The 21,602-nt window shown below is 68.2% G+C and carries 18 protein-coding genes; 15 read left to right on the top strand and 3 right to left on the bottom strand.

Annotated features, from left to right (window positions below):
- Window positions 1-11: 11 nt before the first annotated feature.
- The 3 genes from araG to WS64_RS26310 are packed head-to-tail and all read left to right on the top strand — an operon-like array spanning window position 12 to window position 3,571.
- Complete coding sequence (gene araG, locus WS64_RS26300) at window positions 12-1,562, top strand: L-arabinose ABC transporter ATP-binding protein AraG (protein WP_059581583.1); 1,551 nt, start codon at window positions 12-14, stop codon at window positions 1,560-1,562.
- A 30-nt stretch (window positions 1,563-1,592) separates the two neighbouring features.
- A complete protein-coding gene (gene araH / locus WS64_RS26305) occupies window positions 1,593-2,618 on the top strand; it encodes an L-arabinose ABC transporter permease AraH (RefSeq protein WP_059581586.1) in 1,026 nt (341 codons plus the stop codon).
- A 50-nt stretch (window positions 2,619-2,668) separates the two neighbouring features.
- Entirely contained in the window at window positions 2,669-3,571 is a 903-nt protein-coding gene (locus WS64_RS26310; RefSeq protein WP_060317729.1) for an SMP-30/gluconolactonase/LRE family protein, read from the top strand.
- A 73-nt stretch (window positions 3,572-3,644) separates the two neighbouring features.
- On the opposite strand, the gene WS64_RS34610 is transcribed toward WS64_RS26310, so the two are convergent.
- Window positions 3,645-4,007, bottom strand: a complete 363-nt coding sequence (locus WS64_RS34610; RefSeq protein ID WP_155720481.1) for a hypothetical protein — start codon at window positions 4,005-4,007, stop codon at window positions 3,645-3,647.
- A 320-nt stretch (window positions 4,008-4,327) separates the two neighbouring features.
- On the opposite strand from WS64_RS34610, the gene WS64_RS26315 reads away from it, so the two are divergent.
- The 7 genes from WS64_RS26315 (at window position 4,328) to WS64_RS26345 (ending at window position 13,743) form a co-directional block, all read left to right on the top strand.
- Window positions 4,328-4,867: a MarR family winged helix-turn-helix transcriptional regulator gene (locus WS64_RS26315; RefSeq protein ID WP_081103928.1), complete on the top strand. Its 540-nt coding sequence runs from the start codon at window positions 4,328-4,330 to the stop codon at window positions 4,865-4,867.
- Window positions 4,868-5,105: 238 nt separating this feature from the next.
- Window positions 5,106-5,936, top strand: a complete 831-nt coding sequence (locus tag WS64_RS26320) for a p-hydroxycinnamoyl CoA hydratase/lyase (protein WP_050013424.1) — start codon at window positions 5,106-5,108, stop codon at window positions 5,934-5,936.
- A 70-nt stretch (window positions 5,937-6,006) separates the two neighbouring features.
- Entirely contained in the window at window positions 6,007-7,455 is a 1,449-nt protein-coding gene (locus WS64_RS26325; RefSeq protein WP_060968187.1) for an aldehyde dehydrogenase, read from the top strand.
- A complete protein-coding gene (locus WS64_RS26330) occupies window positions 7,452-9,359 on the top strand; it encodes a feruloyl-CoA synthase (protein ID WP_060968188.1) in 1,908 nt (635 codons plus the stop codon). The genes WS64_RS26325 and WS64_RS26330 overlap by 4 nt, the downstream gene beginning before the upstream one ends.
- Before the next feature lie 215 nt (window positions 9,360-9,574).
- On the top strand, window positions 9,575-10,780 hold the full coding sequence (gene mhpT / locus WS64_RS26335) for a 3-(3-hydroxy-phenyl)propionate transporter MhpT (protein ID WP_060011188.1): 1,206 nt from the start codon (window positions 9,575-9,577) through the stop codon (window positions 10,778-10,780).
- Between the two features lie 68 nt (window positions 10,781-10,848).
- Window positions 10,849-11,988, top strand: a complete 1,140-nt coding sequence (locus WS64_RS26340) for a porin (protein WP_060968189.1) — start codon at window positions 10,849-10,851, stop codon at window positions 11,986-11,988.
- 33 nt (window positions 11,989-12,021) lie between these two features.
- Window positions 12,022-13,743 (top strand): tannase/feruloyl esterase family alpha/beta hydrolase, encoded by a 1,722-nt coding sequence (locus WS64_RS26345; protein WP_060968190.1) that lies wholly within the window; start codon window positions 12,022-12,024, stop codon window positions 13,741-13,743.
- 63 nt (window positions 13,744-13,806) lie between these two features.
- Here the strand turns inward: WS64_RS26345 and WS64_RS26350 are convergent, their stop codons facing one another.
- Window positions 13,807-14,283 carry an Lrp/AsnC family transcriptional regulator gene (locus WS64_RS26350; RefSeq protein ID WP_059581607.1) on the bottom strand — a complete coding sequence of 159 codons (477 nt, stop codon included), beginning with the start codon at window positions 14,281-14,283 and terminating at the stop codon, window positions 13,807-13,809.
- Window positions 14,284-14,462: 179 nt separating this feature from the next.
- Here WS64_RS26350 and WS64_RS26355 point away from each other — a divergent pair, with 179 nt between their 5' ends.
- Window positions 14,463-15,695: a diaminopropionate ammonia-lyase gene (locus tag WS64_RS26355; RefSeq protein ID WP_060968191.1), complete on the top strand. Its 1,233-nt coding sequence runs from the start codon at window positions 14,463-14,465 to the stop codon at window positions 15,693-15,695.
- A gap of 29 nt (window positions 15,696-15,724) precedes the next feature.
- A complete protein-coding gene (locus WS64_RS26360; RefSeq protein ID WP_059644595.1) occupies window positions 15,725-16,909 on the top strand; it encodes a M20 aminoacylase family protein in 1,185 nt (394 codons plus the stop codon).
- Window positions 16,910-17,038: 129 nt separating this feature from the next.
- On the opposite strand, the gene WS64_RS26365 is transcribed toward WS64_RS26360, so the two are convergent.
- A complete protein-coding gene (locus WS64_RS26365; RefSeq protein WP_059581612.1) occupies window positions 17,039-18,400 on the bottom strand; it encodes an aspartate aminotransferase family protein in 1,362 nt (453 codons plus the stop codon).
- Between the two features lie 361 nt (window positions 18,401-18,761).
- On the opposite strand from WS64_RS26365, the gene WS64_RS35390 reads away from it, so the two are divergent.
- From WS64_RS35390 to WS64_RS26375, 3 genes are all read left to right on the top strand, one after another.
- Window positions 18,762-19,001, top strand: a complete 240-nt coding sequence (locus tag WS64_RS35390; RefSeq protein ID WP_244166657.1) for a hypothetical protein — start codon at window positions 18,762-18,764, stop codon at window positions 18,999-19,001.
- 30 nt (window positions 19,002-19,031) lie between these two features.
- Window positions 19,032-19,307: a hypothetical protein gene (locus WS64_RS35395; protein ID WP_244166658.1), complete on the top strand. Its 276-nt coding sequence runs from the start codon at window positions 19,032-19,034 to the stop codon at window positions 19,305-19,307.
- Between the two features lie 261 nt (window positions 19,308-19,568).
- Complete coding sequence (locus WS64_RS26375) at window positions 19,569-21,566, top strand: glycoside hydrolase family 28 protein (RefSeq protein WP_060968192.1); 1,998 nt, start codon at window positions 19,569-19,571, stop codon at window positions 21,564-21,566.
- The last annotated feature ends 36 nt before the right edge of the window (window positions 21,567-21,602 follow it).

Raw genomic sequence — 21,602 nt, forward strand, 5'->3', positions numbered from 1 at the left:
GCGAGAACGCGATGACGATGCAGACGATGACGGCCGCGTCCGCCGGCCACGGTGCCGAAGCGGGCACGCCGCCGAGCGGCGCGCTGCTCGCGCTCGACGGCATCACCGTGACGTTTCCGGGCGTGCGTGCGCTCGACACGGTGTCGCTGTCGGTGCGCGCGGGCGAAGTGCACGGGCTGATGGGCGAGAACGGCGCGGGGAAATCGACGCTGCTGAAGGTGCTGTCCGGCGTGAACCAGCCGCAGGCCGGCACGCTGACGCTGAACGGCACGGTGCAGCGCTTCGCGTCGACCCGCGCGGCGCTCGAGGCCGGCATTGCGATCATCTACCAGGAACTGCATCTGGTGCCCGAACTGACGGTCGCGGAGAACCTGATGCTCGGACAATTGCCGAGCCGGGCCGGCGTGGTCGACGAGCGCGCGCTCGCCGCGCGGGCGCTCGATGCGCTGGAGCGGCTGGGCGAGCATATCGATCCGGGTATTCCGGTGAAGTATCTGTCGATCGGCCAGCGCCAGATGATCGAGATCGGCAAGGCGCTGATGCGCGACGCACGCGTGATCGCGTTCGACGAGCCGACGAGCTCGCTGTCCGCGCGCGAGACCACGCAACTGTTCCGGATCATCCGCGCGCTGCGCGCGGAAGGCCGCGCGATCATCTACGTCACGCACCGGATGGAGGAAGTGTACGAACTGTGCGACCGCGTGACCGTGTTTCGCGACGGCCGCCGCATCGACACGTTCGATTCCGTCGCCGATCTCGACCGCGACCGGCTGATCGGCTGCATGGTCGGCCGCTCGATCGAGGACGTGTACGGCTACCGGCCGCGCACGGCCGGCGACGTGCTGATCGAGGCGAAAGGGTTGACGGGGCCGGGGCTCGCCGAGCCCGTGTCGTTCACCGCGCGGCGCGGCGAGATCGTCGGCTTCTTCGGGCTCGTCGGCGCGGGCCGCTCGGAACTGATGAAGCTGCTGTACGGCGCCGCGCGCCCGAGCGCGGGGCACGTCGAGCTGAACGGCAAGCGGGTCGCGTTCGGCAGCCCGCGCGACGCGGTGCGCGCCGGCATCGCGCTGTGCCCGGAAGACCGGAAACAGGAGGGCATCGTCGCGATCGCGTCGGTGGCCGACAACCTGAACATCAGCGTGCGCCGTCATTTCAGCCCGGCGCGCGTGCTGCTCGACGGGCGGCGGGAACGCGAGCTCGCGCAGAAATACATCGAGCGCCTCGCGATCAAGACCCGCGACGGCGACACGCCGATCGGCGCGCTGTCGGGCGGCAACCAGCAGAAGGTCGTGATCGCGCGCTGGCTGGCCGAGCGCATCGACGTGTTCCTGATGGACGAGCCGACGCGCGGCATCGACGTCGGCGCGCGCGCGGAAATCTACAACCTGTTCTACGAACTCGCGGAAGCGGGCCGCACGGTGATCCTCGTGTCGAGCGATCTGGCCGAGGTGATCGGCGTGTCGGACCGCATCATCGTGATGAAGGAAGGGCGGATCGCGGGCGAGGTCGACAAGGCGCACGCGACGCCCGACGCGCTGATCAAGCTCGCGCTGCCGCGCTAGCGGCGAGCAGTCAACCGGAAAGCAACTGATATGAGCCAGGCAATGCAACCCCAACGTACCTCCCCATCCCCGGATGCCGCCGCCGCGGCCACGCCCGCGCGTCCGCGCGGCGGCGTGTGGCAGCTGATCAACCGTTCCGGCATCGTGATGGTGTTTCTCGTGCTGTTCGCGGTGCTGTCGCTGACCGTGCCGGACTTTCTCACGCCGCGCAACATCCAGGGCCTGCTGCTGTCGGTCACGCTGATCGGCTCGATCGCGGTGACGATGATGTTCGTGCTCGCGTTAGGCGAGGTCGATCTGTCGGTCGCGTCGATCGTCGCGTTTTCCGGCGTCGTCGCGTCGACGCTGATCACCGCGACGCACAGCGTCGTGCTCGGCATCGCGGCCGGCGTGCTCGCCGGCGGCGCGGTCGGGCTCGTGAACGGCGTGCTGATCGCGCGCTGGCGGATCAACTCGCTGATCGTCACGCTCGCGATGATGGAAGTCGTGCGCGGCCTCGCATTCATCACGTCGAACGGCGACGCGGTGATGATCTCCGAGGAGCGCTTCTTCGATCTCGGCGGTGGGTCGTTCCTCGGCATCTCGTTTCCGATCTGGAGCAACATCGTCGGCTTCGTCGTGTTCGGCTTCCTGCTGCGCAAGACGGTGTTCGGCAAGAACGTGCTGGCCGTCGGCGGCAACGGCGAGGCCGCGCTGCTCGCGGGGCTGCCGGTGATGCGCATCAAGATCACGGTGTTCGTGCTGCAGGGGCTCGTGACCGGCTTCGCGGGCGTGATGCTTGCGTCGCGGATGAGCCTCGGCGATCCGAAGACGTCGGTCGGCCTCGAGCTCGGCGTGATCTCCGCGTGCGTGCTCGGCGGCGTGTCGCTGACGGGCGGCGTCGCGACGATCTCCGGCGTGCTGGTCGGCGTGCTGATCATGGGCTCGGTGCAGGACGCGATGAGCCTGTTGAACGTGCCGACCTTTTACCAATATCTGATACGCGGCGGAATTCTGTTGCTCGCGGTGCTGTTCGACCAGTATCGTCGCAACCAGCGGCGCGCGATGAAGATCTGATGTCGACCACGCGCGGCCGCCTGCAAATACGACGAATATCGGGAGACGGCATGCAACAGACTCATCCGGCCGCGTCGGCGACGCTGCTGGCCGACAGCCGCAACACGCTCGGCGAAGGCGCGACGTGGTGCGACAGGACGCACGCGCTGTACTGGGTGGACATCGAAGGCGCGCAGCTGTGGCGCTGCCGCGCGGACGGTTCGGACCTCGTGCAATGGGCGATGCCCGAACGGCTCGCGTGCTTCGCGCTGACCGACGATCCGGATGTGCTGCTCGTCGGGCTCGCGACGCATCTTGCGTTCTTCGATCTGCGCAGCGGCACGTTCACGCGGATCGTCGACGTCGAGCCCGAGCTGCCGACGCGGCTGAACGACGGGCGCTGCGATCCGTTCGGCGCGTTCGTGTTCGGGATGAAGGATGAGGGGGGCGATCCGCCGCGCGCGGTCGGCGGGTTTTATCGGCTCAATGCCGATCTCACGCTGGAGCGGCTTGCGCTGCCGCCGGCCGCGATCGCGAACAGCATCGGGTTCTCGCCGGACGGCACGAAGATGTATTTCTGCGATTCGCTGGTGCGCGAGATTTTCGTGTGCGATTACCGGGCGGGCGGCGATGTCGCGAACGTGAGACCGTTCGCGCGGCTGACCGATGCCGATGGCGATCCGGACGGGTCGATCGTCGATCGCGACGGCGGGCTTTGGAATGCGCAGTGGGGCGGGCGAAGGGTGGTGCGTTATGGGGCCGACGGTGTCGAGACGGACCGCGTGGCGGTGCCGACCGCGCAGCCGAGCTGCGTGGCGATCGATGGCGAAGGCAGGCTGTATGTGACGAGTGCGCGTGTTGACCTGAGCGATGACGCGCTGGCCGGCGATGCGCACGCGGGTGGTGTGTTCGTCGCGCAGACGCGCTATGCGGGGTTGCCGACGGCGCGGTTTGCGGGCACGCGTACCGGATGAAGTGACGCAGAAAAACGAAAGCCCCTGGCTTGTGAAGGTTCGGGGGCTTTTCTTTCACGCACAATCACCACAATTAAAATAAAGGTAATCGGGCGCGAATCCAATCCCATTTGGTGGGCGGAATCGCAAGCAACTGCATCACATCACTGCTTGAGCTATCGTAATATACGATCCCGCCCACCCCATCTACCAATTCTCGCTCGGTTGCCGAATTTACGTAGTATGAAAAATAGCGTTGAGCGCGCAATTCTCCACTCCCATCGAAAAGCTGAAATCTCACTTCATATCCATTCCGAATATTCGCGCCGCACAATTTTGCATAATATTCCACGCCTCCAAATTCCTTCTTGCCTCCATGTAGTTCTTTTTCAAAAAAATCGCATCGGCCATAATTTGGCCTGGTCATGTGAATGGAAAGGCCAATCAGAAAAAACACGAGAATGGCTAGCGCAATGATTCGAGGGGTGCAAATCTGAATATCTCATCCTATATTAGCCATTGTTGAATCCAGTATCACGGGCACTTCGCCCAGTGAAGATTGAAATGATGCTCTTCTTATACCTTATCGCGAAATGACGAACCATTTTAAATATGGTAATCGATTCTTTTTGGTAATTTAATTGGTGTGTTGATCGATAATTTCGTACTAGTACGAGGAAACGGATAACATGGAGGCACGCTGAGAGTGATGTCGCGACTATGCGTTCGCCCCCGACCTGCTGGTAAGATGGCCCGCAATTCCATCCAGCACGCGCCATGAGTCCCACCTCGACCAAGCCCGCGAATCCGAAAAACGCCGCGACGAGCGCCGCGGCAGGCGCCGTAAAGAACGCCGCGAAAAGCGCCGCCCGCGCCCCGGGCGACAAGCCGAAGCCGCGTGTGCAGCAGCGCCTGACCTACGTGATCGGCGGCCTCGACCGGCTGCTGCGCCGTCACATGACCGACGCGCTCGCACCGCTCGGCATCACGCTCGCGCAATACACGGCGCTGTCGGTGCTCGAGGCGCGCGGCGCATCGTCGAACGCGCAACTGGCCGAACGCTCGTGGATCACGCCGCAATCGGCGAACGAGGTGATGAGCGTGATGGCCGCGCGCGGTTTCGTCACGCGCGAAGCCGACCCGTCGCACGGCCGCATCATCCTGCTGAAGCTGACCGACGCAGGCGCGGCGATGCTGCGTGAATGCGAAGCCGTGCTGCGCCCGCTCGAAATGCGCATGCTCGGCGACATTTCGGCCGACGACGCCGCGCACGTGCAGCGCGCGCTCGAACTGTTCTCGCGCAACCTGCGCGGCTGATCGGCTCCGACCCTTCACGACGCGCGGCCCGGGCGGCGCGCGTCCGCTTCGCTTCCCCGCCTCCCGGCGGCTGACCGTTCCCCGATTCCCCCGATTTCTCCGTTTTCCCGCTTTCCGCTCCGGGTTTACACCGGCGCTCGTGCCGCTTGCAATATCAGGTAGCCTGATATTAAATGAAGTCGTCCGCAGCAGGAATGCTGCGCACCGAATCGCACAGGAACGAACGACAGGAACAGACATGAGCAAGTACGACAACCGCTGGCAGACCGTTGAAGTGAAAGTGGAGGCCGGCATCGCGTGGGTGACGCTGAATCGCCCGGAGAAGCGCAACGCCATGAGCCCGACGTTGAACCGGGAGATGCTGGAAGTGCTCGACGCGGTCGAATTCGACGACGAAGCGAAGGTGCTGGTGCTGACCGGCGCGGGCGCCGCGTGGACGGCCGGCATGGATCTGAAGGAATACTTCCGCGAGATCGACGGCGGCTCCGACGCGCTGCAGGAAAAAGTGCGCCGCGACGCGTCGGAATGGCAGTGGCGCCGCCTGCGGATGTACAACAAGCCGACGATCGCGATGGTGAACGGCTGGTGTTTCGGCGGCGGATTCTCGCCGCTCGTCGCGTGCGATCTCGCGATCGCGGCCGACGAAGCGGTGTTCGGGCTGTCGGAGATCAACTGGGGCATCCCGCCGGGCAACCTCGTCAGCAAGGCGATGGCGGACACCGTCGGGCATCGCCGCGCGCTGCACTACATCATGACCGGCGACACGTTCACGGGCGCGGAAGCGGCCGAGATGGGCCTCGTGAACAGCAGCGTGCCGCTCGCCGGGCTGCGCGACGCGACGATCGCGCTCGCCGCGCGGCTGATGGACAAGAACCCGGTCGTGCTGCGCGCGGCGAAACACGGCTTCAAGCGTTCGCGCGAGCTCACGTGGGAGCAGTGCGAGGATTACCTGTATGCGAAGCTCGACCAGGCGCAGTTGCGCGACCCGGAGCGCGGCCGCGAACAGGGGCTGAAGCAGTTCCTCGACGACAAGACGATCAAGCCGGGCCTGCAGGCATACAAGCGCTGATACGGCGCGAACGCAGCCGCCGATATAACCGCGGACGTAACCGCAAGAGACAGGCAGGGCAGGAGACGACATGACCGACAGACGGATGCTGATCGGCGGCGAGTGGTGCAACGCTCGCGACGGCCGCACCTTCGACCGCTTCAACCCCGCGACGGGCGCGCTCGCATCGCGCGCACCGGCGGCCGGCCTGGCCGATGCCGACGCGGCGATCGACGCCGCGCACCGCGCGTTCCCCGCATGGGCGGCGCTCGCGCCGACCGAGCGCCGCCGGCTGCTGCTGAAGGCGGCCGATCTAATGGACGCGCGCATCGACGCGTTCGTCGCGGCGGGCGTGGCCGAAACCGGCGCGACGCCCGGCTGGATCGGCTTCAACGTGACACTCGCGGCGAACATGCTGCGCGAGGCCGCGTCGATGACGACGCAGATCGCCGGCGACGTGATCCCGTCCGACGTACCGGGCAATCTCGCGCTCGCGATGCGCGTGCCGTGCGGCGTGGTGCTCGGCATCGCGCCGTGGAACGCGCCGGTGATCCTCGGCACGCGAGCGCTCGCGATGCCGCTCGCGTGCGGCAACACGGTCGTGCTGAAGGCGTCCGAGGCGTGCCCGGGCGTGCACGCGCTGATCGGCGCGGTGCTGGACGAAGCGGGGCTCGGCGCGGGCGTGGTGAACGTGATCACGCACGCGGCGGCCGACGCGCCCGAGCTCGTCGAGCGGATGATCGCGCATCCGCATGTGAAGCGGATCAACTTCACCGGATCGACGCACGTCGGCCGGATCATCGCGCGCCACGCGGCCGCGCACCTGAAACCGGTGCTGCTCGAACTCGGCGGCAAGGCGCCGGTGCTGGTGCTCGACGATGCCGATCTCGATGCGGCGGTCGACGCGATCGCATTCGGCGCATTCTTCAACCAGGGGCAGATCTGCATGTCGACGGAGCGCGTGATCGCCGCGCGGCCGATCGCCGATGCACTCGTCGAGCGGCTCGCCGCGAAGGCGCGCACGCTGGTTGCCGGCGATCCGCTGGCCGGCCATCCGCTCGGCACGATGGTCGATGCGTCGGCCGCCGCGCGCGCGGCGTCGCTGGTCGAGGATGCGCGCGCACTGGGCGCGCAATTGCCGCTCGGCTGCCGCGTGGAAGGCGCGACGATGCAGCCCGCGATCGTCGACGGCGTCACGCGCGACATGCGCCTGTATCGCGAGGAATCGTTCGCGCCGGTGGTGGCGATCCTGCGCGCGGACAGCGACGACGAAGCGGTCGAGCTCGCGAACGACAGCGAGTTCGGCTTGTCGGCGAGCGTGTTCAGCCGCGATATCGCCCGCGCGATGGCGGTCGCGCGCCGGATCGAATCGGGAATCTGCCACGTCAACGGGCCGACCGTGCACGACGAGGCGCAGATGCCGTTCGGCGGCACGAAGGCGAGCGGCTACGGCCGCTTCGGCAGCCGCGCGTCGATCGCCGAATTCACCGAGCTGCGCTGGATCACCGTGCAGACCACGCCGCGCCACTATCCGATATGAGCGAGCCGACGATGAATGCAGAGAAGGCGCCGCTTCAGGCCGGCCAACACGCTGGCGGCGTACGCTATCGCGCGGCCGCCGTCGCGGTCGGCGCGGCCGAGATTCGCCGCGCCGACGACGGCACCTGGTACCTGCGCTCGCGCGAGCCGCTCGGCGATTACCCGACGCGCATCACCGACTGCCTCGTGCTCGGCGCGCAGGCGCACCCCGACCGCGTGCTGGCCGCGCGGCGCGGCGCCGACGGGCACTGGATCGAGATCACGTACGCGCAGATGCTCGAACGCGCGCGCGCGCTCGGCCAGGGCCTCGTCGATCTCGGGCTGTCGGCCGAGCGTCCGCTCGCGGTGCTGTCCGGCAACGATCTCGAGCATCTGCAACTGATGTTCGCGGCGATGCTGGCCGGCGTGCCGTACTCGCCGATCTCGCCCGCGTATTCGCTGGTGTCGACCGATTACGGCAAGCTGCGTCACACGCTCGGCGTGCTGAAGCCGGGCGCCGTGTTCGTCGCCGAACGCGCGCCGTTCGCGCGTGCGCTCGACGCGACGTTGCCGGCCGATGCGGTGCTGATCGTCGCGCGCGATGCCGATGCCGATGCGGACGGAAAGGCCCGCGCGGTGCCGCTGTCGCGCCTGCTCGCCACCGTCCCGCGCACGATCGACGCGATCCACGAGGCGGTCGGCCCGGACCATCTCGCGAAGATCCTGTTCACGTCCGGCTCGACGAAGCTGCCGAAGGCCGTGCCGACCACGCACCGGATGCTGTGCAGCAACCAGCAGATGCTGCGCCAGACGATGCCCGAGCTCACGCGCGAGCCGCCGGTGCTGGTCGACTGGCTGCCGTGGAATCACACGTTCGGCGGCAGTCACAACCTCGGCATCGCGCTGTACAACGGCGGCTCGCTCTACATCGACGATGGCCGCCCGATGCCCGGCCGCTTCGACGAAACCGTGCGCAACCTGCGCGAGATCGCGCCGACGATCTACTTCAACGTGCCGAAGGGCTGGGAGGAGCTGACCACCGCGCTCGAACGCGACGCCGAACTGCGCGACACGTTCTTCTCGCGCGTGAAGCTGTATTTCTTCGGCGGCGCGGGGCTGTCGCAGGCCGCGTGGGACCGGCTCGACCGCGTGACCGAAACGCATTGCGGCGAGCGCATCCGGATCATGGCCGGCCTCGGGATGACGGAGGCGTCGCCGTCGTGCCTGTTCACGACCGGGCCGCTGATGCGCGCGGGCTATATCGGGCTGCCCGCGCCCGGCTGCGACGCGAAGCTCGTGCCGTGCGGCGGCAAGCACGAACTGCGCTTCAAGGGGCCGAACGTGATGCCCGGCTACTGGCATGCCGATGTCGATCCGCGCGACGTGTTCGACGAAGAAGGCTACTACCGCAGCGGCGACGCGGGCGTGTTTGTCGATCCGGAGCGGCCGGAGCTCGGGCTGATGTTCGACGGGCGGCTGACCGAGGATTTCAAGCTGAGCAGCGGCACGTTCGTCAGCGTCGGGCCGCTGCGCGCGAACGCGGTGTCGAGCGGCGCGCCGTACGTGCAGGACGTGGTCGTGACGGGAATCAATCGCGACGACATCGGCTTGCTGGTGTTTCCGCGCGTCGATGCATGCCGTGCGCTGGCGGGGCTCGCCGCCGATGCGTCCGTGACCGACGTGCTGCGCGCGCCGGCCGTGCGTGCGGCGTTCGCGGCGTGGCTGGCCGCGCTGAACCGGAACGCGAGCGGCGGTTCGACGTTCGTCGCGAGGATTCGGTTGATCGACACGCCGCCGTCGCTCGATCTCGGCGAAGTGACCGACAAGGGATCGCTGAACCAGGCGGCCGTGCAGAAGCATCGCGCGGCGACGATCGACGCGCTGTACGACCCGGCGCGGCGCGATCCCGACGTGATTTACGCGTAAGCAGCACGCGCGAGCAGTTACAGCGGTAAGCAGCACGCAGGCACAACGACCGGCCGGCCACGACACCGGCAGGCACTTTCGCGGCCAGTGAATCAGGCTGCCTGATAAAGGCGTCCGTTCATACGACACCTCGCGCGCCGAACCGCCACTGGCCGGCGGCGGCGCGCGGCGGCCGTTGCAGGGCCGACCGACTACAAAGACATGGGAATGGAGACATGAACACTTACGTTGCCGAAAAATCCACGGTCGCGACCACGCTCGCGCTGTGTTTCGCGATCGCCCTTCTCGAAGGGCTCGACCTGCAGTCGGTCGGCGTCGCCGCGCCGCGGATGGCGCGCGAATTCGGGTTGAGCGTGTCGCAGATGGGCATCGCGTTCAGCGCGGGCACCTTCGGGCTGCTGCCGGGCGCGATGCTCGGCGGGCGGCTCGCCGACCGGATCGGCCGCAAGCGCGTGCTGATCGCATCGGTCGTGCTGTTCGGGCTGCTGTCGATCGCGACCGCCCAGGTCTCGACGTTCGCGATGCTCGTCGTCGTGCGCGTGCTGACCGGCATCGGCCTCGGCGGCGCGATGCCGAACCTGATCGCGCTGTCGTCCGAAGCGGTCGAGCCGCGCTCGCGCAGCAGCGCGGTCGCGACGATGTACTGCGGGATTCCGTTCGGCGGCGTGATCGCATCGCTGATCGGCGTGCTGCTCGCCGGCGACACCGAATGGCGGCACATCTTCTACGTCGGCGGGGTGGGGCCGCTGCTGCTCGTGCCGCTGCTCGTGTGGTGCCTGCCGGAATCGCGCGCGTATCTCGACGTCGCCGGCACGCAGGCCGCGCGCATCAGCGTCGCACGCACGCTGTTCGGCGACGGCCGCACGACGTCGACGGTCGCGCTGTGGGTCAGCTACTTCTGCACGCTGATCGTCCTGTACTTCCTGCTGAACTGGCTGCCGTCGCTGATGGCGTCGCGCGGGCTCGATCGCGCGCACGTCGGCCTCGTGCAGATCGCGTTCAACGTCGGCGCGGGGCTCGGCGCGCTCGGCATCGGCGCGGCGCTCGACCGGATGCGCGCGTCGCGCGTGGTCGGCGGCATGTACGTCGGGATCGTGCTGTCGCTCGCCGCGCTCGCGGCCGCGCCCGGCTTCGCGTCGCTCGCGGCGGCCGCGTTCGCCGCCGGGATGTTCGTCGTCGGCGGGCAGTCGGTGCTGTACGCGCTTGCCGCGATGTACTACCCGACCGCGATGCGCGGCACCGGCGTCGGGTCCGCGGTCGCCGTCGGCCGGCTCGGCTCCGTCGTCGGGCCGCTCGCGGCCGCGACGCTGCTGGCCGCGGGCCGCAGCGCGCCCGTCGTGATCGGCGCGAGCATCCCCGTCACGCTGGTCGCCGCCGTCGCCGCGCTGGTGCTGATCCGGCGGCCGCAGGCGCACGACTGAGTTCCGTTGCATTCAACCCACCAGCGCCGACAGAGCGCGATATCGACACAGGTCTGGAGACATTCATCATGAAGCACACCAAAGCCTTGCTGGCAGCCGGCGCATGCGCGCTGGCCGCGACCGGCGCGCACGCCCAGTCGAGCGTGACGCTGTACGGGATCATCGACACGGGCGTCGAGTTCGTATCGCACGCGAACGCGGCCGGCGATCACGTGGTGCGGATGCCGGGCGTGACGGGCGAACTGCCGTCGCGCTGGGGGCTGCGCGGCACCGAGGATCTCGGCGGCGGCTACCAGGCGGTGTTCACGCTCGAAAGCGGCTTCAACGTGCGCGGCGGCGATCTCGGGCAGGGCGGCCGGCTGTTCGGGCGGCAGGCGTTCGTCGGGCTGAAGAGCGGCTTCGGCACGCTCGCGTTCGGCCGCCAGTACACGATGACCTATCTCGCGCTGCAGGGTGCGGACATCATCGGCCCCGACATCTACGGGCTCGGCTCGTTCGACGCATACGTGCCGAACGGCCGCGCCGACAACGCGGTGACCTACGTCGGCACGTATCGCGGCGTGACGCTCGGCGCCGCGTATTCGTTCGGCCGCGACGGCGCGGGCACCGGCAATTCGCCGGGGCAGGGCACGTGCGCGGGGCAGGTGCCCGGCGACGCGGTGCAGTGCCGCAACTGGTCGGTGATGCTCAAGTACGACAGCGCGTATTTCGGCGCGGCGGCCTCGTACGAGGAACAGCGTGGCGGCACCGGCGCGGCCGCCAACTTCTTCGACGGCGTGGCGCCCGTCCCGTTCACGAGCAGCGGCGGCAAGGATGCGCGCACGCACGTGAGCGCGTATGCGCAAGCGGCCGGCGCGAAGATCGGCGCGGGCTGGATCGGGCGGCGCGTGTCGACCGGTTCGCCGGCCGCGCCCGGCGCGCATTCGGACCTGTTCTTCGTGGGCGCGTCGTATGCGGTGAAGCCCGATTTCATCGTCGACGGCGAAGGCTACCGGATCGTCAACACCGCGCACGACACGCGCGCGACGATGGCCACGCTGCGCGCGACTTATCTGTTCACCAAGCGCACGGCCGTCTACGCGCAGTCGTCGTATCTGTGGAACAGCGCGCATGCGCGCTACTCGGTCAGCGGCGGCGGGCCCGGCACGACGCCCGGCGCGGGGATGGGGCAGCTCGGCGCGATGGTCGGCGTGCGGCACATGTTCTGATTCACCGGCGTGACGAACCGAACGGGAGTTATCTTGAACACGAAATCTGCATTCCTCTGTATTGCGCCGCTGTCCGCCGCCGCGATGCTCGCCGGGTGCGGCGGCGACGATTCGATCGGCGCCGCGCCCACGCACCTGAGCGCCGCGACGCCGGCCGCGATGACGCAAACGTGCGACGCGCTGGCCGCGAAGCTCGCGTATGCAAACACGTCGTTTACGTCGGTGACGACCGCGGCGGCCGGCGCGCTGACGGTGGCCGGCAAGCCGGTCGCCGAGCACTGCGTGATCGCCGGCAAGATGAATCAGCGCGTGAGCGCGGTGGACGGCAACACCTATGCGATCGGCTTCGAGATGCGTTTGCCGAAAGCATGGAACGGCCGCATCTTCTACCAGGCGAACGGCGGGCTCGACGGCAACGTCGTGACCGCGACCGGCGCAATCGGCGGCGGGCCGCTGACCAATGCGCTGAACCAGGGTTTCGCGGTGATCAGCTCGGACTCCGGGCACAGCGCCGCCCAGAATCCGCTGTTTGGCCTCGATCCGCAGGCGCGGATCGACTACGGCTACGGCGCCGTCGATGCGCTCACGCCGATGGCGAAGCAGGTGATCCGGCTCGCGTACGGCAAGGCGCCCGATCGCAGCTATTTCGGCGGCTGCTCGAACGGCGGCCGCCACGCGATGGTCACGGCGGTGCGCAACCCGGCCGACTACGACGGCATCATCGCGGGCGACCCGGGCTTCCATCTGCCGAAGGCGGCGATCGGCGAAATGTACGGCGCGCAGCAGTTCGCGAAGATCGCATCGGCGACGGGCTCGAACGGGTTGCCGGATATCCGCAGCGGTTTCAACGATGCGGAGCGCCAGTTCGTCGGCGCGAAGATCCTCGACAAATGCGACGCGCTCGACGGCGCGGCCGACGGGATGGTGCAGGACGTCGCCGCGTGCCAGGCGCACTTCAGCATCGATGCCGATATCCCGACCTGCGCGAACGGCACGCGCACGGGCGCCTGCCTGACGCCCGCGCAGAAAACCGCGCTGGCGAACGTGTTCGCCGGCGCGCGCAACAGCGCGGGCACGGCGCTGTACGCGAGCTTTCCGTACGATCCGGGCGTGGCCGGCAGCGGCTGGGCCGCGTGGAAGCAGTCGAATTCGATCGTGCTCGATCCGGCCGCGATGGCGTTCACGTTCATGACGCCGCCGAAAACCGCCGCGACGCTCGCGAACCTCGCCGGCTTCGCGCTCGGTTTCGACATGGACAACGACGCGCCGGCGATCTTCGCGACGAACGGCACGTACACGCAATCGTCATGGTCGTTCATGACGCCGCCCGACGAGACGAACCTGTCCGCGCTGAAGGCGCGCGGCGCGAAGTTGCTCGTCTATCACGGCACGGGCGACCCGGTGTTCTCGTTCAACGACACGCGCGACTGGTACACGCAGGTCGCGCAGGCGAACGGCGGCGATGCGTCGAGCTTTGCACGCTTCTATCCGGTGCCGGGGATGAACCACTGCTCGGGCGGGCCGGCGGCCGACCAGTTCGACATGCTGACCCCGCTCGTCGCATGGGTCGAGCAAGGGCAGGCGCCGGCGGCGATCGTGGCAGCCGCGCGCGACGCGACGAACGCGGTGCCGAACGCGGAAGTGCCCGCATCGTGGGGCGCGGGGCGCACGCGGCCGCTGTGTCCGTATCCGCAGGTCGCGCGCTACAACGGCGCGGGCGACGTGAATTCGGCGGCGAGCTTCAGTTGTCGTTGACGTAGCCGTCGACGGGAAGCGGCCGGCGCATGCAGTCGCGCGCCGGCCGCTTCATCGTTGCGTTCACTCGCCGGCATCGACCGGCACGTCGAGCCCGACCTTCACGCGGCTCATGCTCACGAGCGTCTTGAACCGCTTCACGTTGTTGTTCGCGAAGAACAGCTCGCGCGTGAGCGCGTTGTACTGATCCATGTTGCGCACCGCGAGGATCAGCACGAAATCCCATTCCCCCGTCACGTAGTAGCACTGCTGGATCTGCGGGCAGCGCTCGAACGCGCGCTTCATCGCGTCGAGCTGGTCGATCTGCTCGCTTTCGACCTCCACGTTCACGACGATCGTCAGCGGATGATCGACCTTGTCCGGCGCGACGACGGCCGTATAGCGCTCGATCACGCCGGCTTCCGCGAGGCGCCGCAGCCGCCGGTTCACGGCGGCGGTCGACAGGTTGACGCGCGCGCCGAGCTCGGCCTGCGGCGTCTGCGCGTCGCGCTGGACTTCCATCAGCAGCTTGCGATCGAACGCATCGAGAGGGGTCGTCATGATGGCGCGTGAAGCCTCGAAAGAATGAGAAATTTTTGCGTCGACGCCGTCGATTTGGCGATTTTGTTGACCGGCATGCGCAATATTATTTTCCCAACCGACCGCAAGCGCAACTCGCGCCTGCCCGATCCGACCCACCCGACCGCCCGCCCGGCGGTCCCGATCCGGAGCCTTCCGTCATGCTCATCGCCAACCCGCGCGCGTCGCGCACCGCCTACCCGAACGCGCTGCGCCGCGTGATGAACATCGCGTCGGCCGACGAAAGCGGTGCGTGGCTCGCGCACTGGCCGCTCGTCGGCAATGCGCGCACGCCGTTGCGTGCGCTGCCCGATCTCGCCGCGCGGCTCGGCGTCGCGAGCGTCAGCGTGAAGGACGAGTCGTGCCGTTCGCCGCTCGGCAGCTTCAAGGCGCTCGGTGCGCCGATCGCGCTGGTGCGGCTCGTGAAGCGGCTGCGGCGCACGCAGGCGCTCGATCCGCAGGGGCTCGTCACGGGCCGCTACGCGTCCGAGCTGGCCGACCTGACGGTGATCAGCGCGACCGACGGCAATCACGGCCGCGCGCTGGCCGCCGCCGCGCGCGCGATCGGCTGCGGCTGCGTGATCGTGCTGCACGCGAACGTCGACGCCGAGCGCGAACGCGCGATCTCGGCCTACGGCGCGCGGATCGTGCGCATCGCCGGGAACTACGACGAATCGGTCGTTTGCGCGGCGCAGCTCGCGCAGGCGAACGGCTGGTACGTCGTGTCGGATACGTCGTACGACGGCTACGAAGCGATTCCGCGCGACGTGATGCAGGGCTACGGCGTGATCGCCGCCGAAGCCGCCGCGCAGGCGGCGGAGGACGACGGGCGGCCGTTCACGCACGTGTTCCTGCAGGGCGGCGTGGGCGGCCTCGCCGCGGGCGTCGCGAGCTACCTGTGGGAGCGCGACGGCGTGCAGCGGCCGCGCTTCGTCGTCGTCGAGCCGCGCCAGGCCGATTGCCTGTACCAGAGCGCGCTGGCCGGGCGCGCGACGAAGGCGACCGGCAGCGTCGATTCGGTGATGGCAGGGCTCGCGTGCGGCGAGGCATCGCCGCTCGCGTGGGATTTCCTCGAGATGTGCATCGACCACTTCATGCTGATCGACGACGAAGACGCGGTGCAGGCGATGCGCGGCCTCGCGGCCGGCAGCGAACGCGACGTGCCGCTCGTCGCCGGCGAGTCGGGCGCGGCCGGCATCGCGGGGCTGGCCGTGCTGATGCGCGACCCGGCGCGCGCGCGGCAGGTCGGGCTCGATGCGAGCGCGCGCGTGCTGGCGATCAACACGGAAGGGGCGACCGCGCCGTCCGTGTACCGGCATTGCGTCGGCGAGACGGCCGACGCGGTGCTCGCGCGCCAGCGCGACTGGCTGAGCCGCGCGGCGGTGGCGGCCTGAACGACATGACGACCGACGAGGCGAACGCAATGGACACGATCGACACAATCGACGAAAGCACGCTGCAGGGCCAATTGAAGACGTGGCGCCGCCATCTGCACCAGTATCCCGAGACGGGGTTCGAGGAAGTGAACACGTCGGACTACGTCGCGCGGATCCTGACGACGCTCGGGCTCGACGTGCATCGCGGAATCGGCGGCACGGGGCTCGTCGCGAACCTGACGGCCGGCACGGGCCGGCGCGCGATCGGCATCCGCGCGGACATGGACGCACTGAACATCGCCGAGCACGCGCCGGGCCGCGAACACGTATCGCGCACGCCGGGCAAGATGCATGCGTGCGGGCACGACGGCCACATGTCGATGGTGCTCGGCGCCGCGCGGCTGCTGGCCGAGCGCAAGGATTTCGACGGCACGGTGCGCTTCATTTTCCAGCCGGCGGAAGAGCATGGCCGCGGCGCGAAGGCGATGATGGCCGACGGGCTGTTCGAACGCTTTCCGGTCGACGCGATCTTCGGCGCACACAACATGCCGGGCATGCGCGCGGGCACGTTCTCGACGCGCGCGGGCGGCATCATGGCGAGCGAAGACAATTTCGTGATCCGGATCGACGGGCGCGGCACGCATGCGGCGCGGCCGCACATGGGCATAGATCCGATCGTGATCGGCTCGCAGATCGTGCTCGCGCTGCAGACGATCGTGTCGCGCAATCTCGACCCGGGTCAGCAGGCGGTGGTGTCGTGCACGGAATTCATCACCGATGGGCTGCGTAACGTGCTGCCGTCGACCGTGACGATCAAGGGCGACACGCGCAGCTATTCGCGCGACGTGCAGGCGCTGCTGGAGACGCGGATGGCCGAGATCGCCGAAGGGATCTGCCGCACGCACGGCGCGACCTGCACGTTCGAGTACACGCACGAGTTCGCGCCGACGGTGAACTCGCCGGAATGGGTCGACACGGCCGTGCAGGCCGCGGCGCACGTCGCGGGCGCCGACGCGGTGAACGCCAACGTGCAGCCGATGACGATCTCGGAGGATTTCGGCGCGTTCCTGCAGGCGGTGCCGGGCAACTTCGTGTTCATCGGCAACGGCGAGGCGGCCGGGCAGGGCGGCGTGCCGCTGCACAACGCGGCGTACGATTTCAACGACGAGATCCTGCCGGTTGGCGCGCGGTATTTCGCGGAGGTGGCGCGGCGCGCGTTGCGGGCCGCGTAGCGGGGCGGGTGCGGGTCGCCGCGTATCCGGTTCGCTGCGCGCGCGGCGCCACTTCGTCATCGACGCCGCATCGATGCGCGAGCGCACCGGCTTGCCGGCGCGCCGAGAATCCTCCGTCGTCGTATTCGATCAACCGGCCAGTTCGCCCAGGCACGCATCGAATTGCGCGACGAGCCGGTCGACATCGTCCGCCGTCGTTTGCGGGCACACGAGCATCATGTTGTGGAACGGCGTGATCAGCACGCCGCGATTGAGCAGGTACAGGTGCACGATGTGCTCGAGTTCGCTGTCGAGCTGCGCGCCGGCCAGCGTGCCGTTGCGCGGCGGCACGGGCGCGAACTGAAACTCGGTGCGCGCGCCGATGCGCGTCACGCACCACGGCAGCCCGTGTTTCGCGATCGCCTGTTCGAGGCCCGTCGCGAGCCGCGCGGCGAGTGCGAACATGTGCGCGTACGCGGCGTCGGTCGCCACTTCGGCGAGCGTCGCGCGCATCGCGTGCATCGCGAGCATGTTCGCGGTGAGCGTCGTGCCAATGCCCGAATGGCCGGGCGGCGCGTTCAGCTTCGCCGCTTTCGCGCGCTCCGCGAATTCCGCGCTGAACCCGTACACCGCGCACGGCACGCCGCCCGCGATCGGCTTGCCGACCACCAGCATGTCCGGTTCGAGACCGTGCGCGACCGCGTAGCCGCCGGGGCCGCTGCTGATCGTGTGCGTCTCGTCGATCACGAGCAGCGTGCCGTGGCGGCGCGTCAGTTCGCGCGCGGCCTCCCAGAAGCCCGCGTCGGGCAACACCATGCCGATGTTCGTCATCGCGGGCTCGGCGAGCACGCATGCGACGTCGCCGTCCTTCAGCGCCGCCTCGAGCGCGGCCAGATCGTTGAATTCGACGACGCGCGTGTTCGCGAGCAGATCGTACGATTGCCCGAGCAGGCTGTCGCGCTGCACCGGGCGGCCGTCGACGAGATCGACGAACACGTCGTCGACCGTGCCGTGATAGCAGCCGTTGAACACGACGATCGTGTTGCGGCCGGTGGCCGCGCGCGCCCAGCGCAGCACGAAGCGGTTCGCGTCGCTCGCGCTCAACGCGAATTGCCACACCGGCAGCTTGAAGCGGCGCGCGAGTTCGCGCGACACCCAGGCGGCGTCCTCGCTCGGCAGCATCGTCGTGTAGCCGCGTGTGGCCTGCTCGACGAGCGCGCGGGCGACGGGTTCGGGCGCATGGCCGAACATCGCGCCCGTATCGCCGAGGCAGAAATCGACGTAGCGATGGCCGTCGACGTCGGTGAACGTCGCGCCGCGCGCTTCCTTCACGTATAGCGAGAACGGGGTCGACCAGTCCTGCATCCAGTGCAGCGGCACGCCGAACAGCAGATGCTCGGACGCTTCCGCGGACAGCGCGCGGGAAACCGGCATGGCTTCGATGAACGCGCGGCGCTCGCGATCGAACAGCGCGCGGGCGCGGATGAGGTCGACTCCGTGGCGGGTAGGCAAAGGCAGCTCCTGGGCTGTGGGGATGGGAAACGATAGCGCGGGCGGTGGGGGGCTGAACAGAGGCGGAATTACCGAGGCGGGTTGGCGGCGCGCGCGACGCGGCCCGCGCGGCAGCGCGATTTTCGGGCGATTTCCATTTGATTTGGAGATAGCGCTGGTGAACGGAAACGGATACGGGTTGTGAAGGTTTGCATGGATTTTTATCCGCCTGCGCCCGACCTATCGTTGTTGCAGGCCGAGTGCGGCATCGACGTCATTCAGGCGTGGGGCCCGGCGACGCGGCCTCGGCGCGGTCGGGATCGGCACCGGCCGGCCCGTTCGATTGCACGGACGGTTGGGTGCATTGAATTCCGCAGCAATCTTGCCGGCTAATTTCGAGATCGAGGTCGCCCATGCGGGCCAGACGTCGCCGCAAGCGGTCGTCAAGACGATCCGCCTGACCGCGCACATCGGCGACATCCTGTTCGTTTCGCAGCCGGACGATGCCGCATACGGCCTGGTCGAATTGAACGACACGGACGGCAAGCAGCAGACGTTCGCCGCGGCGCTGCCGATCCGCGTACGCACGACCAATCCCGATATCAACGTCACGTTGTTGTAGCCGCTGCGGTTCTCGAACGGTCGCGACGACATGGCCCATGCGAAGGTCGTGCTGACGGGCAAGGCGAGCAGCGCGGAAATCGCGCCCGGTGCCGCCCACGCGCTCGTGGCGACGACGCGGGGGCGCGACGCCTTTGACGGCTATGACGAAACCCGCATGCTGAAGGTCAGCGCGCAAGCGCCGGCCGCGAGCGCGGCGCCGCCGGCCCACGGAAGTTATCGCGGCGATCTGATGCTGGTGTTCGAGCCGGCTGCGTCGGCGGGACGCGAGCCGGCGACGGCGCCGACTGCGGTAGCGGGCGAGTAGGAAAATCGCCTCGGAGCACATCGTCGGCCGGGCGATCCAGTTGAAGTTGTTGCGCATAAACATACGACAACATATCTCTAAGGGCCGGTTGGGAGAAGTGAGTGTGCGCACACATACCGCACACAATGTCAGAGAAAACAGGGTAAACGACAAATACATGTCTTCCATCGATCGCATCTAGACTGCGCAATGTAGTACGACGACGTATAAATCATGATCCGCCGCCCGGCGCATCGATACCCTTACCCTGAAGGAGTGCCCATGGCCGCCCCTCGCCGCCGTTCGTCTTCGCCCGTCCGATCATCCGCCCCGAAACGGGTATCGCGTCGCGCTTTCATCGGCTGGACCGGCGCTCTCGCAGGCGGCGCGATGGTCGGCGGACCGTTCGCCGCCTCGCGCGCGCTGGCAGCCGGCGTGACGCTCGGTGCGTCGGCGATCGACCGCGTGTGGGGCGAGCACGGCGCGGCGGCGCGCATCGCCGCGTCGCTCGCGCACGTGTCGCGCCTCGCGCGGCACGGTCGCGACTTCGACGTGACGCACTACGGCGCGCGCCCGTGCGCGACGGTCGCGCAGACGTCGCCGTGGCCGGTCGCGAAATCGCCCGTCAGCCCCGGTTCCGAACTGACGACCGCGCCCGGCGCATTCGATTCGCGCCCGGCGTTTCTCGCGGCGATCGACGCGTGCCGGCGCGAAGGCGGCGGCCGGGTCGTCGTGCCGGCGGGCACCTGGTATTGCGCGGGGCCGATCGTGCTGCAGAGCAACGTCACGTTCCACCTCAGCGCGAATTGCACGATCTATTTCAGCCCGAACCCGGCCGACTACGCGAAGGACGGCCCGGTCGATTGCGGCGCGAACGGCCGGCTGTATTACAGCCGCTGGCAGGCGAACGATTGCCTGAACTACGGCGCGCCCGTCTACGCACGCAACGCGACGAACATCGCGCTGACCGGCGAAGGTCCGACGTCGGTGCTCAACGGGCAGGCAATGACGCCGTTCTCCGGCAGCGGCGCGAACAGCGTCTGCTGGTGGACCTACAAGGGTACGTCCGGCGCATACGGCGCGAGCGCGGCGGTGCCGGCCCAGAACGGCGCGAACCCGAACAACGTCGACCTGCGGATCGTCGCGCCCGCGATTCCCGACGCGCTCTATGCGATGCTGACGTCGCCCGTCACGCCGTGGCAGCAGGACCAGAACTACCTGCCCGCGCTGTCCGAGGCCGGCGTGCCGGTGGAGAAGCGGATTTTCGGACTGGGCCACTACCTGCGGCCGTGCATGGTCGAATTCATCGGCTGCACGAACGTGCTGATGGCGAACTACCAGACGCAGAACACGCCGTTCTGGCAGCATCATCCGACCGCGAGCCGCAACGTCGTGATCCGCGGCGTGACGACCAACAGCATCGGCCCGAACAACGACGGCTTCGATCCGGATGCATGCACCGACGTGCTCTGCGAGGACTGCACGTTCAACACCGGCGACGACTGCATCGCGATCAAGTCGGGCAAGGACCGCGACACCGAATACGGGCCCGCAAAGCGGCACCTGATCCGCAACTGCACGATGAACAGCGGACACGGCGGGATCACGCTCGGCAGCGAGATGGGCGGCGGCGTCGAGCAGATCTATGCGACCAACCTGTCGATGCTGAACGCAAACTGGCAGACCAATCCGCTGAACATCGCGATTCGCGTGAAGACCAACATGAACCGCGGCGGCAACGTGAAGGATTTCCACGTGAAGGGCGTCACGCTGCCGAACGGCGTGACGCTGAAGGGCGGCGGCTACGGCAGTGCGCTGCTCGCCGGCAGTCCGATCAACGCGAGCGTGCCGCTCGGCGTGGTCACGCCGTCGGCCGGCAACCCGTCGGCCGCGCAGGGCGGCATCGTCACGTTCGACTGCGACTACCAGCCGGCGAACGACGCGGTGCGCACGCGGCCGCCGGTCGTACAGAACGTGACGATCGCCGACGTGAGGGCGAGCAACGTGACGCTGAACGGCGTGACCGCATCGTGCTTCCAGGCGATCGTCGCGCAGGGGCCGGTCGCGTTCGACTACAACGGTACGCCGCCGGCGCCGGCCGCCCAGCCGATCTCCGGCGTGACGATCAGCAACTGCGACTTCGGCACGCCGGTGGCGTCAGGCACGCCGACGGTCACGTCGCCGGGGCCGATCTACGCGTTCAACGTGAGCGCCATGGCGCTGACGAACGTGACGATCGCCGGGCAAGTCGTCGACACGACGATCACCGACAAGCGGTGAGAAAGGCAACGCGCCGCGGCGTTCGCGTGCAACCGG

This window comes from Burkholderia anthina (assembly GCF_001547525.1).
Classification (GTDB): Bacteria; Pseudomonadota; Gammaproteobacteria; order Burkholderiales; family Burkholderiaceae; genus Burkholderia; species Burkholderia semiarida.